We start from the raw sequence: 12,066 nt of genomic DNA on the forward strand, positions 1-12,066 counted from the left end.
CAACGGATCGGCACCGGGAGGACATGGAAATGAAATGGTCCAAGACCGTCGAATTGTGGGCGACACCGCCTGCAACGGGTGAGGACGTGATTGAAAGGCCCCGCCTCGCGCTTGACCGGTTCGCCGGAGCGGGAGCAAGACTGATCGATCTCAGTGCACCGCAGGGCTATGGGCGGACCTTGCTTCTTTCGCAGTGGTACGCCAAGGCCGCGGCGGCAGGCACCAGCGTTGTCTGGCTGAGCATGGATGGCCCCAAGGATGCCTCGCAGTTCATTCAGGGGCTTGCCTGCGCATCCACGCGACCCGAAGCATCCCTGATCGATTCGAATTTTGCGGCCTGGCTGGGTGGCACACAGGACCCTATTGAGGCTCTCACCGGCTGGATACTGGAAGTGCAGCGTTCAGGCCGGGAATGCCTACTGATCCTCGATGATGCCGATCTGCCGGAACATCCCTCCGTCACCGAGGCCATGACCTTTGCGCTCGCCAACGCTCCCGGCAATCTCGCCATCGCGCTGTCAACCAATCCCGGTCATCCGATCTTCCGTCAGTCGGCCTTTTTCGGCACGCCGTTGATGCGTCTGACGGCGCGCGAACTGCGCTTTACGGAGGATGAAACAGCAGCGCTTGCGCAACGCAGGTTTCCCGGTGAAAACATTTCCGATCTGGCGGAACAGGTTCACCGGCATACGGATGGTTGGCCGCTCGGCGTACAACTGGCGCTGCTGGAACACATAACACAGGGTCGCCGCCTCCCTTCGGAAAAGGCGATGACCCAGGCTCTGGGCGCCTATTTTTCCAACAGCTTCATCGATCGCCTGCCCCCGGAACTGGCCGATCTTCTAACGCACCTCGCCAATCTCGATCCCTTGCACCGGGATCTGGTGGAGACCGTTGTCCCAAAAGGCCGGGACCTTGAGGAGCTGCGAAAGCTTGCCTACCAGACACCGCTGTTTGTACGGGCAGAGAACGGTGACTGGATGCGCCTGCATGCAGGCGTCAAGGAAATTCTGCAGCGGATGCAGGCCAAATGGCCGCAAGAAAAGCGCAAGGCCTGCGCTCTGGCCGCCGCCCATTGGTATGCCGGACAGGAGATGTACGAGCAGGCCGCGGATCAGGCCAGATTGGTGGGGGATACCGATCTGGCACTGGAACTGGCCGGTCGTGCCATGCGCGGCCTCAAAATCAATGGCCAGACTGGAGACGTTCTGCGCTGGCTGGACAGCATTCCGCCGGAGGCAGCACACCGTCACCCGCAATTCTGGCTCGCAGGGGCCTGGGCCTATGCAAACTCCAGCCAGCCGCGGCGCATGGCGCCCCTTTTAACCCTTTTGCGGGCTGCTCCCGATACGCCGGAAGCAGACCTGGCCGAAGCGGATCTGATCGAAGCAGCCCAATGCGCCTATTCAGACGATCTTGCCGGCCTGGCCCGTTTCAGCGCCCGCTGGCCGGATCCGGCGCTGGAGATGGAGCCTTTGCTTCACGGCTCGATCCGGGCGACGGAATTGCTGCTGCGGGGTCAGCCGGTTGCAGCGCGTTCCCAGGTAGAAGCCATGGCCACCCACAGGGAACGCCTTGCCGCGGCACCCTTCCTGCGGGCGCTGATCGAAGCGTTCCGCGCAGTGACCCTGTTGTGGGAGGGCAAGCCGCAATTAGCGCTGGATATCGTTCGCCCCGCTTTGGCAGAGGCTGAAAGCGAGATGCACCCGCGCAATGGTGGGGTGACCAATCTGGTGGCCTTGCTGGCCTATGCAGCAGTTGAAATCGGGGATATCGATCTTGCGCGTACGGCACTTGCTGCGCGCCTGCCGCTCATCGAGCGGGCCGCCATGCCGGATACGATCATCTTCGGCTTCCACGCGGCTGCCTCGCTGTCGGAGCGGGAGAAACGATTTGATATTGCAGAGGTTCAGCTGGAAGGGCTTGTCTCTACCGGTCAGGCGCGCGCCCTGCCGAGACTTGAATCTTCCGGCCTCTCGCGTCTTGTCCGCATGCATGCGCGTCACGATCATGAGGGTCTGGCCCGCGCTGCACTGGAGCGGCTGGAGGGGCTGATCGCCCAACTGCCAAAAGATATGCCGCAGGCGCAGCGCACCTTCGTCACCATGCAGCAGCAACTCGCCCGTGCCGCCTGTATTTTCGACGATCCGCACGCTGCCGTGAAGGCTGGCCAGATGGCACGCAGCCTTGCGCAGGAACTGCGACGTGGACGGGACCAGTTGCTGGCACAAAGCCTGATCGGACGTGCCCTTTTGGCCATGGGCGACGGAAGAGGCCAGAGGGAGTTGCAGGAAGTGGTGGCCAGCGCCCATGCGTGGGGGTTGAAGCGCCTGCGCGACGAGGCCAAATCCTATATGCCGGAGCGTCCTGCCCCCGCCTCTACCTCTACCTCAACCTCTCCTGCCCCCGAGGCATCCTCCTCAAGGTCAAAATCAACCGGCATTCTCACGGGCCGTGAGCATGATGTACTGGTGGGTATTTCGGCCTATCTCACCAACAAGGAAATCGCCTTGTCTCTGGGTCTCAGCGATGAGACCGTGCGCTGGCACATGAAGAACCTGTTCCAGAAGCTGGAGGCAACGGATCGCAAGATGGCGGTGGCCAGAGCCCGTATGCTCGGCGTTCTGTAATCCCCACCCAACATGTGGGGGCGTCTCGATCTCCTCTTTCTCTAAGCTCCTGCCACTTGCCCCAGGCTTGGGAGGCGCGCGGACAAAGGTTCTGCGAGGGGCATTGGTCAAACCTGGGAGGAGATCATGACTACATTGGAGACAACGGCGGCACCGCCGGTTCACACCCCGGGCCGGGCGCAGGGTGTGCTGCTCAGCCTCGTTTCGCTTTGCGCCGTGGCCGCAGCCATTCTTCTTACCCCTGTCCTGCCCGCAATGGTCGCCCATTACGAACCGACGACCGCCAATGCCGAGGCCAAGGTTCTGTTCGCCATGGCCGTCCCGGCTTTGGTACTGGCGATCTGCGCAAGCTTCATTGGCGGCCTTCTGGATCGCTATGGTCGCAAGAAGATTCTTGTACTCGGCCTGATCCTGTATGGCCTGCTGGGCATTCTGCCTGGTCTCGTGGTGGTTGACATCAACACGCTCATCCTGCTGCGTGTAGGCCTCGGCGCCTGCGAGGCAGCCATCATGACAGCGGCTTCAACCATGATCGGCGATTACTGGTTTGGCGAAGAGCGGCGCAAGTGGTTCGTGACCCAGTCGATCGTCCTCTCCGTGGTCGCCATCTTCGTCATTCCACTCGGCGGCGCCCTGGGCGAGATTTCCTGGAACGCACCATTCTGGGGCTATGGCTTGTTTCTCATTGCCGCACCGCTTGCCATGCGGCTTTTGCATGAGCCGGCCAAGCATGAGAAGGAACCTCCGGCCGGGGCGTTTCCGTGGGCCGCCGTTCTCGGGCTTTATCTGTTCGGCTTCGTTCTGGCAGTTCTGGTCGTGATGGTCCCGATCCAACTGCCATTCATCTTCACCGAACGCGGCATCAATTCCACGCTTCTCATCGGCCTCAGCGCAGGCACCCATTCGGTCGGCGTCCTGATCGGCTCAGTCTATTTCAAGTACCGCGCCGCATCCTCGTTCAAACAGAATCTTGCCGGGGCATTTGCCGTCGCTGGTTTGGGTATCGCCCTGCTGGTGGGAGACGGAAGCATATGGATGTCGATCCTCGGCGCCTTTACGACAGGACTGGGTGTTGGCTTCCTGATGCCTTGCCTGATCAGTCAGGTGCAGAGCCATCTCCAGTTTGAACAGCGAGGCCGGGGCGTCGGCCGCTTCCACACCTTCTTCTTCATCGGAAACTTCACCAGTCCACTGCTGGTGCTGGCAACAGCGTCTGTCGTCGGCGGGTTGAGCATGGCTCTCTACGTCATGGCGGGCCTTGCCTTCACATGCACGGTACTTGGCCTTTCGCTGGTCCGGCAGGGTAGCGCCGGTGAGGTCGCGGTCGTCGCGCACTGACGCGGAATGGCAAAACCGAAGCTGGGGGTTCACCCCGACGAATGAACCAGAGCGAAGCCCATCCCGAAAAGGGGTGGGCTTCCGGCGTTTGAAACCCCTGCTGCGGATAGCGAGACCTGCCGTTGAACAAGGCACAAAAGCAGTTGATCCCGGCAGCACATACTGCTGCCGGGATCAACTGCTTGATACGAACGGAAGAGATCAATCGGTGAGCGCCGAGCCTATCCGACGAGATCGGCGATGGTCGAGGGCACGGCCATCTTGAGTGCGGCTGCCTGCTCCAGAAGCCGCTTCATCGTGCCCGCGGAAACTGGTATGCCGCCGGCGAGGCGCTTCTGCGCCTCTTCGGCTCCGCGTTCTCCGGGAAGCAGCACGGCTTGCGTACCCTCTGCCGGTTGAAGGCCTTTGATGGCACCGCTCAGGCGTTCCACTTCGGTTTCAAACGCCGGACGCTCTCCGAAAGCGTCGGGATTGACGGCAATCACCGTGCCATTGAAGCCACCCTTCTTGATGCCGGTCAGAACCGGACCGATCACGGCATTGCCCACCAGGACGCTGGTCAGCATTTCGATCATCAGCGAGAGGCCCGATCCCTTTGCACCGGCCATCGGCAGCAGAGCCGCAACCTCAGCCGGGTTCGTGGTCGGTTTTCCACTGGCATCGATTGCCCAGTCGTTCGGAATTGGCCGGCCAGCATCCTGCGCTGCCATGATTTTTCCGATCGCCACCGCCGATGTGGACATGTCGAGAACGATGGGTGCATGCCCCTTGCGTGGAAACGCGATCGAGATCGGATTGGTGGACAAGGCCTCGCCGCGCGCGCCGAAGTAGCTCATCAGTGGCTTGGAGGCTGTGATGGCGATCCCCACGAGACCGCGTTCGGCGAGTTGCGAGGTGAAATAGCCCACGGCGCCGGCATGGGAAATGGAGCGCGCTGCGCACCAGCCAAGCCCGTGTAACCGCGCCAGTTCTGCCGCCTTGGCCACGGCTGCGTTCATCCCCACGGCACCCGGGCACTTGCCGCCGTCCAGCACAGCGATAGCGCCCATGCTGCGCACCAGTTCAGGAGCATGGCCGGACTTGATCAAACCAAGCTCGACCATTTCGATATAGCGGGGAATGCGCAGCACACCATGGCTATCGATGCCACGGAGGTTGGCCCAGACAAGAAGCGTCGCCGTCTGCTCCGCATCATTGGGCGTGAAGCCACCCGCTTGCAAAAGATCGACGGCGAACTGGTGAAGAACCTCCGCTTGAACAACGGGCATAAGCGCCTCCCTCAAGTGGTCAACGGGCTGGGGAAGAACTTGTCCAGCCAGCTTTTCATCAACATCTTCGTGCGCGGCGCATCGCTAGGCGCCAGAGGAAAATGCGCTGTGGTATCCACTAGCATCAGTTCCTTTGGATGACCGGCCTTTTCCCACATGCGCACACTCTCGATCGTCGGGGTGATGATGTCGTCGGCGGTGTGGAACAGCAGAAGCGGACGCGGAGCAATATTGGCGACCACGTCGTCGGCGCGGAAATTCATCATAGACCAGGCGGTTTCGGTAGGGATCTCCATCAGCGCCTTGGGCGAGAGGTTCTTGCGCAGGGCTTCGGGAATGGGCACCGCATCGAAGCGGCTCATCCATGCACTTTGTCCGGTTTCCTGCTTGTGCCTGCGGCCTGCTTCGAGCAGGCTTGTGAACTTCTCCCAGGCTTCCGGCGTCGGGTGCTGGCCGCGAAACTTGCGCTCGCCATCCCCCCAGCCGCAGGAGGAGAGGCAGCAGGCGACCCGCTCATCGACACCCGCAGTATAGACGGAGACCGCCGCACCAAAGCTGTGCCCCGTGATGCCGATCCTCTTCGGGTCTACCTCGGGTCGCTTGGCAAGCCAGGTCAAGGCATTCTTGGCATCGGCCACCTGGTCCATGCAGCGCACCTGGCCGCGCTCGCCTTCGCTTTCACCGCACGAACGGAAATCGAAGCGCAATGCGACATAGCCGAAATCCTCCATCATCTGCGCCTGGATCTGGGCGTGGCTTTCATCCTTGGAGCCGACGAATCCATGGCACACGATGAAGGCTGGCAAGGGTTTGCCGTCATAGCCATCGGGGATGTGAATGATACCGGCGATCCTGAATCCATCGGATTCGAATTCAATTTTTTCCTGCATGTCGCGCTCCTTCAGGCGGCGTTCACGGCGGCGGTCTTGAGGTGTGTGGGAGGCTCGAGGCCCGTCCGTCCGGGACGCAACACACTTCCCGCAACCGTCAGGCCCGCAATCATGTTCAAAGTCATGGATCAGCCAAGCTTCATGAACGGGTGCGTATGGGTGCGCCATTCCAGCGGTGCCGGTGTGCCCCAGACATTCATGTCCACCACATTGTCGGGCCGCTTCAGATTGGTAATGACGCGCGGCTCGAAGCCCTTTTCATCGGCGATATGCATCATCGCACCGGAGACCTCGACGATGCAGCCGGAGCTATCGAGGTAATAGGCATAGGTATTATCGCCGGGCTTGTGCCGTCCTGGCCCCCACATCAGCCAGCGGTCGTGACGGCGAAGCGTATCGCCGAGACGGCAATACATGTTGAATTCCAGGAATTCGAATGAGTAGTGGTGGATGCCCGGAACGTCACGCTTAACCAGCCCGAGAATGTGATGCTGACGGTTGCCGCCGTAATACCAGCTTAGCGAATAATCGACCATGCGCTCGGACTGGCGCAAATCTCCAATGATATTCAGCTGCCTCTCGGTGGCTTCCGGGTCAGGTGTAATGATGTTCATATGATCGATCCGGCGCGGGCCGACGCCGACCGTATCGTAGCGGGGATTATAGCGATCGTCTCGGCTCGGCGTGTGGATCTCGAACTGCAGACCTTCCGGCGTCTGGAACGTCACACCCGCATCCATGCAATCCATCGATGGGTCTGTGGAGACAATCTTGCAGCCCGCCTGCTCGATCCGTTCATGGGCGCGCAGCACGTCTTCGGCACTCAGCGCCTCAAGGCCGATAGTGTGCGCCGAATTCTCATCCGATTCGACATAGACCAGCTCGGCAGCGCGGCCGTTTGAGCTGAGCCAGACCTCATTGCCCGTCTGCCGCGTGATCCGGAGCCCGAGAATGTCGGTCGCATCCCGCAGCACGGCCTCCATGCAGTTGGTGTTGAGTTTCACATGGCCGCAGGCGTGAACCAGTTGCTGTGACATTGAGGACCTCCCTTCCATTTTGTGTGGTTATCGCGCGTTCCATCCGATCGCGCAAGTATTTTCGAAATTTTGTGCTTTTACGAAAATAATTCCGAGCGCAGATCATGATCACGCGTGACGGGATTGATCAGATGTCCCACGCTCGGAATCTCAACCTCAACGACATCGCCTACGGACAGAAATTCCTTCGGCTCCCGGGTTGCCCCGAAGCCACCGGGGGTTCCAGTCACGATCACGTCCCCTGCATTCAGTGGGCAGAAAGTCGAGATGTAGGCGATCAGCCATGCGGGATCGAAGATCATATCCGCCATGCCGATCTGTTGCTTCACCTCACCATTCACCCGTGTCGTCAGCGTCAGTGCCGTGAAATCCGGCACAGCATCGGGTGTCACCAACGAGGGACCAAAGCCAGCACTGCGGTAGAAATTCTTGCCCGGAGTGAACTGGCTGGAATGTTTCTGCCAGTCCCGCACGCTGCCATCGTTGAAGCAGGCGTAACCGGCGATGTGATGCCAGGCTCTGGACCGCTCGATTTTGTGGCCCGGCTGTCCGATGACCACCGCCAGTTCACCCTCGAAGTCGAAGCTGTCTGACACAGCAGGCATCAGGATCGGGCTTCGATGTCCGGTTTGCGCCTCCGCGCAGCGGGTAAACAATAGCGGATAATCCGGCGCCGGTTTTCCCTCGCGGAAATTGCTGGCAACACAGAAAACCTTGCCGGGATCCGGAATGGGTGGCAGCAGGGTCACCGCATCAAGATCAAGGTCCGGCCCATCGGAAAGGTCATGGCGATCCAACTCTGCCAGGAGACCCTTGAGCGTTGCGGGCCGGTTGCAAGACTGATCAAGCCGCCGGATCCGGGTGCCTTGCAACAGGCCGTAGCCAGTTCCTTGCCCGGTTTCAAAACTCACGAATTCCATTATTCACTCCAGAGAAAAGCAAATCTGACGTTATAGAAATTTTCAAGTATTTTCGAAATTCGTATGCTTCTTCCATTTTTCGCGCTTTCCGCATATTCTCAGGCGTGGGCGTGGTTGCTCGGACCTGCGGGTCCTCGAGTGGCAGAGCGGCCCACACTGCAACCAGGGAGATGCCAGCGTGAAGACCAAGGGTGAGACACTCGGCAATGACGTTCTGCAACGGATGCGGGAGGATGTGCTGAGCTGCGCCCTCGAACCGGGTATGAAGCTGCGCTTTGAAACGCTGCGGCAGCGTTATGATGTGAGCTTTTCCACCCTGCGCGAGGCCTTGGCTCGTCTGGTGGCTGAGGGTCTGGTGGTTGCCGAAGGGCAACGTGGCTTCAAGGTCGCTCCGGTGTCCATCGCCGATCTCGAAGACCTGACCGATGCACGTGTGCTGCTGGAGCGGGAATTGTTGCGACGCGCCATGATCAACGGCGACGACGCCTGGGAAGCGAACATCCTCGCGAGCTACCACAAGATGGACCGGCTGCAGGCGCGTCTGGGCGAAGAATATTACAAGGTGGCGGAGTGGTCCGCCCTGCATGCGGCCTTCCATGAATCGCTCGTGCAGGCTGGACATTCGCCAGTCTTGTTGGAAATGCGTGCCAAGCTGTTTGACCGCGCCAATCGCTATCGCCGCATGTCTTCGCAGTTCCGCAAGAAATGGCGTCCCAAGGAGATCGAGCACAAGGCCATCATGGATGCGACGCTGGATCGAGACGCAAAGGCCCTCGACCTGATCGAACGGCACATCCGCGAAACGACGGAAAACCTCGTGGAATTCGCCGGGCATCTGTTCGAGGACACCAGCGCCTCCACATCGACCGCCGCCTGAGGAATATCGAAAATACTTTACAATTTCGAAAATATCTGGATGCTGACAAGGAAAGCATCCGGACGACGTCTTGCGCTCGCACTTCACCCCAGAGCCCACAGGCGGCGTCCCTGCCGGCAGGTCTCCCAGCATGGAGGCCGGAGCAAGAGGGAGGAGGAACCTATGACTTTCACTACAATGGAGCGCGACCGGCGCTGGGCGGCAGCGCGCCGCATCATGGCCAGCCAGAATGCCGAGGTCATGATCGGCGTCAGCGACCTCGGCGACATCCGCGGCCATCAACGCTATCTCAGCAGTTTTCGCTCCACGTTCGACGATCTGGTGACGTTGGTATTCTCCGAAGGCGAAAGCGCGCTGATTGTGGGGCATCCCGCCGTCGGCGTCTTTGCCAAGGATCTGTCCTGGGTGACCACCCCTGTTACGCCGCAGGCGCCGGACGGCCATGCACTGCCGCCGAGCGTAGGGGGAGCACTTGCCAATATACTCAAGGCGCGCGGTGTCACGCGCATAGGCGTGGCGGGGCTCGAGCGTTTCCCGCTTGGCTGGCGGGACATAATCCTGTCGGTCCTTCCGCAGGCCAGTTTCATCGAGCTTGGCCCAGCCCTGATGCGTGAGCGTCTGGTCAAGAGCGCGGAGGAACTGGCCATCATTCGAGAGGCGGCGCGGATTTCGGATCTCGCCTGGAGGGCGATGCCGGATCTCGTTCGTCCGGGCCGCAAACGCTACGAAGTCATGGCCGATATCGAGCATATTCTGCGCAGCAACGGCTGCGAGGATAACTACGCTCTGTTCGAGGCGCTGCCCCTGATACCCGCCATCAAGGATCGCCGCCCCTATTCGGCCTTGCCCATTCAGCAGGGAGAGGTTTTTTGCGTCGAGGTTTCGCCCCGCTATCTCGGCTATTATGCCCAGCAAACCGGTCTGGTTGCCGTTGGCGGCCCGGTTCCCGATGACCTGCGCGCAGCCTATGCCGGGATCAACCGTGCCCGCGAGGCGGGATTGAAGGTTATGCGCGCGGGCGTTGACATCACCGAGGTGGCAGCGGCGGTGACTGCGCAACTCGAGAAAGACGGATTGAAATCGGCGGGGCCGGTGATTGGTCATTTTGTCGGACTTGAACTTGAGGAAATGCGGGTCGGGCATGAGCCGTTGATCCTTGAGGATGGAATGACATTCATCTTCCATCCCTTCGCGGCCGGTTATCCGGCGCTGCTGCGCGCCGATACCTATCTTGTCACGGCGTCAGGCGCCGAGCGCCTGACCAGCGGAAGCATCGAACCGCTGGTCATTTGATCCGGCAGGCGGGCCAGCGCCCGAGGCGCTGGCCCGCGACAATCAAGCCTCCTCCTCGATCTTCTTCTTCCACGCCTTGGGATCGACCTTCGTGTTTTTGGCGACGTCCACGATCGAGCGGACATAGGGCGCGCGCACGGCCTCATAGGCCTTCAGCGCAGCAGTGCTCAAACCATGCGCCTCGATATCCATCAGCAGCTGTCCGACATCGTGGATGGACTGGCAGGCACCCTGGCCCAGCGTTGGCCGCATGGCGTGGGCGGCATCACCGATGATGGCAATATGGTCCGAGGTCCATTTGGTCGCCACCGGGCGATCCTGCAGCGGATAGCTGGCGATGACCTCGACCCGCGCATCGAGCAGCGCCCGGACGGGACCCCATGTTTCCTTGGGCAAACGCGCGGCAATGCGCTCAGCAGGAATATCCCAGGGGTTGCAGTCCTGCAACTGGTCGCCACCATGCAGCTGATAATCGATGCAGATGAATGCGCCGCCGCGCACTGGCGCCGTCAGCACATGCGTGCCGTGATTGGCTTCCTTGTCGCCAAAGGCCCATCCGTCAAAGAAGCGCATGCGGTCATTGGGAATATCAGCTGGCATGGCCGAAACCGGGCACATGGTCCGCGCAACGGAAACCGGCGCGACCAACGTTTCGGCCGGATCGAACAGATTGCGCGCCATGGAGCGAATGCCATCGGCACCGATAATGTAGTTCGCCTTGACCTTCTTGCCGTTCTCGAACTCGGCAATGGCGCCATCGGCCACATCCTGCAGTGACTTCAGCCGATTGCCGAGATGTAAACGGCCAGCAGGCACGAGGCTAGTCAACCATTTCAGATAGTCAGCCCGCAGGAAGGCATGCACGACGCGGCTGCCCTTGCGGTTGGGGTCCGCCACGCCCATCGAGCCCAGATCAGGCAGCGGAAAAGCCGCGGTAATCTCGCCGGTATCGATCTGTCGCACCTCGATGCCATTCAGTTCGACGGCCATCTCGCGGAAGTGTCCATCAAGGCCCCAGCGAGCCAATACTTCGATAGCGGCGGTATCCAGCGTCAGGTGCCCGCCCACCTGCCCGAAGGCCGGAGCCTGTTCGAAAAGATGCGCTTCGATTCCGGCCTTGTTGAGTGCGACGGCTGCCGTCAATCCTCCCATACCGCCACCGATAATGGCGACATCCACATGTTCTGGTACATTAGTCATACAAAGCTCCTCCACTTTGACCAATACGAGACATTATCTTGAATATTTCAGATTTTCGCAAATATAATTTATTTTCGAAAATCCTAGAAGCGTGAACGATCTCCTGCTAAGGTCGATGCCGCAAGATCCATGGAGACCCGGACATGACCGAACTGCGCTACTTCGAAGACATCACCCCCGGCAGCCGTGACCTTGGCGATCAGGTCGTGGTTGATGGCGACGAGATGCTGGCCTTCGCGCGGCAATGGGACCCGGTTCCGATCCATGTCGACCCCAAGGCGGCAGAGGCCCTTGGAGGGCTGACGGCACCCGGCCTTTACATTCTGGCGCTGAAGCAGCGCCTCATCCATCGACTGCCGTTTCGCCCGGCCTTGATCGGGTCCGCCGGTTATGACGAGGTGCGCTTCTTCAGGCCGGTCTTTGCCGGTGACCGGCTGACGCTTGCCGTAGACTGGCTTGAGAGCCGCCATTCCAGAACCAAGGAGGACCGTGGTGTCGTCATCCACCGCCTGTCCCTGCTGGACGATCAAGGCGAAACGGTCATGTCGCATCTCGATACGCTGATCGTCAGGCGCCGAACCGCGGGATAGGCCGCGCAAGGTTGGGGCGCGCC

General features: G+C 60.6%; 10 protein-coding genes. 5 read left to right on the plus strand and 5 right to left on the minus strand.

Features of this window, described 5'->3' with window-relative positions:
• Positions 1 to 29: 29 nt before the first annotated feature.
• Entirely contained in the window at positions 30 to 2,630 is a 2,601-nt protein-coding gene (locus E8M78_RS05740) for a LuxR C-terminal-related transcriptional regulator (RefSeq protein ID WP_170973328.1), read from the plus strand.
• A gap of 126 nt (positions 2,631 to 2,756) precedes the next feature.
• On the plus strand, positions 2,757 to 3,968 hold the full coding sequence (locus tag E8M78_RS05745; protein WP_137134158.1) for an MFS transporter: 1,212 nt from the start codon (positions 2,757 to 2,759) through the stop codon (positions 3,966 to 3,968).
• Positions 3,969 to 4,189: 221 nt separating this feature from the next.
• On the opposite strand, the gene E8M78_RS05750 is transcribed toward E8M78_RS05745, so the two are convergent.
• The 4 genes from E8M78_RS05750 to E8M78_RS05765 form a co-directional block, all read right to left on the minus strand.
• Positions 4,190 to 5,236 carry an Ldh family oxidoreductase gene (locus E8M78_RS05750; protein WP_137134159.1) on the minus strand — a complete coding sequence of 349 codons (1,047 nt, stop codon included), beginning with the start codon at positions 5,234 to 5,236 and terminating at the stop codon, positions 4,190 to 4,192.
• Between the two features lie 11 nt (positions 5,237 to 5,247).
• Positions 5,248 to 6,126, minus strand: a complete 879-nt coding sequence (locus E8M78_RS05755) for an alpha/beta fold hydrolase (RefSeq protein WP_137134160.1) — start codon at positions 6,124 to 6,126, stop codon at positions 5,248 to 5,250.
• A gap of 128 nt (positions 6,127 to 6,254) precedes the next feature.
• The gene (locus tag E8M78_RS05760) at positions 6,255 to 7,163 is read right to left on the minus strand and encodes a VOC family protein (RefSeq protein ID WP_137134161.1); all 909 of its coding nucleotides are present in this window, start codon (positions 7,161 to 7,163) and stop codon (positions 6,255 to 6,257) included.
• A 77-nt stretch (positions 7,164 to 7,240) separates the two neighbouring features.
• Positions 7,241 to 8,083: a fumarylacetoacetate hydrolase family protein gene (locus E8M78_RS05765; RefSeq protein ID WP_137134162.1), complete on the minus strand. Its 843-nt coding sequence runs from the start codon at positions 8,081 to 8,083 to the stop codon at positions 7,241 to 7,243.
• A 178-nt stretch (positions 8,084 to 8,261) separates the two neighbouring features.
• On the opposite strand from E8M78_RS05765, the gene E8M78_RS05770 reads away from it, so the two are divergent.
• Positions 8,262 to 8,960, plus strand: a complete 699-nt coding sequence (locus E8M78_RS05770; RefSeq protein WP_246658239.1) for an FCD domain-containing protein — start codon at positions 8,262 to 8,264, stop codon at positions 8,958 to 8,960.
• A gap of 162 nt (positions 8,961 to 9,122) precedes the next feature.
• Complete coding sequence (locus E8M78_RS05775; RefSeq protein ID WP_170973329.1) at positions 9,123 to 10,253, plus strand: M24 family metallopeptidase; 1,131 nt, start codon at positions 9,123 to 9,125, stop codon at positions 10,251 to 10,253.
• Between the two features lie 42 nt (positions 10,254 to 10,295).
• On the opposite strand, the gene E8M78_RS05780 is transcribed toward E8M78_RS05775, so the two are convergent.
• Positions 10,296 to 11,453: an NAD(P)/FAD-dependent oxidoreductase gene (locus E8M78_RS05780; protein WP_137134164.1), complete on the minus strand. Its 1,158-nt coding sequence runs from the start codon at positions 11,451 to 11,453 to the stop codon at positions 10,296 to 10,298.
• Positions 11,454 to 11,596: 143 nt separating this feature from the next.
• Between E8M78_RS05780 and E8M78_RS05785 the strand changes: the two genes are divergently transcribed.
• On the plus strand, positions 11,597 to 12,043 hold the full coding sequence (locus E8M78_RS05785) for a MaoC/PaaZ C-terminal domain-containing protein (RefSeq protein ID WP_137134165.1): 447 nt from the start codon (positions 11,597 to 11,599) through the stop codon (positions 12,041 to 12,043).
• Positions 12,044 to 12,066 lie beyond the last annotated feature (23 nt).

Origin of the sequence: Rhizobium sp. FKY42 (genome assembly GCF_005222835.1) — a bacterium.
Classification (GTDB): domain Bacteria; phylum Pseudomonadota; class Alphaproteobacteria; order Rhizobiales; family Rhizobiaceae; genus Neorhizobium.

Bases quoted from the DNA above. Each gene is read 5' to 3' on its own strand.
- E8M78_RS05780 (WP_137134164.1), bottom strand. From the start codon at position 11,453: ATGACTAATGTACCAGAACATGTGGATGTCGCCATTATCGGTGGCGGT.
- E8M78_RS05745 (WP_137134158.1), top strand. From the start codon at position 2,757: ATGACTACATTGGAGACAACGGCGGCACCGCCGGTTCACACCCCGGGC.
- E8M78_RS05750 (WP_137134159.1), bottom strand. From the start codon at position 5,236: ATGCCCGTTGTTCAAGCGGAGGTTCTTCACCAGTTCGCCGTCGATCTT.
- E8M78_RS05765 (WP_137134162.1), bottom strand. From the start codon at position 8,083: ATGGAATTCGTGAGTTTTGAAACCGGGCAAGGAACTGGCTACGGCCTG.
- E8M78_RS05755 (WP_137134160.1), bottom strand. From the start codon at position 6,126: ATGCAGGAAAAAATTGAATTCGAATCCGATGGATTCAGGATCGCCGGT.
- E8M78_RS05760 (WP_137134161.1), bottom strand. From the start codon at position 7,163: ATGTCACAGCAACTGGTTCACGCCTGCGGCCATGTGAAACTCAACACC.
- E8M78_RS05740 (WP_170973328.1), top strand. From the start codon at position 30: ATGAAATGGTCCAAGACCGTCGAATTGTGGGCGACACCGCCTGCAACG.
- E8M78_RS05785 (WP_137134165.1), top strand. From the start codon at position 11,597: ATGACCGAACTGCGCTACTTCGAAGACATCACCCCCGGCAGCCGTGAC.
- E8M78_RS05775 (WP_170973329.1), top strand. From the start codon at position 9,123: ATGACTTTCACTACAATGGAGCGCGACCGGCGCTGGGCGGCAGCGCGC.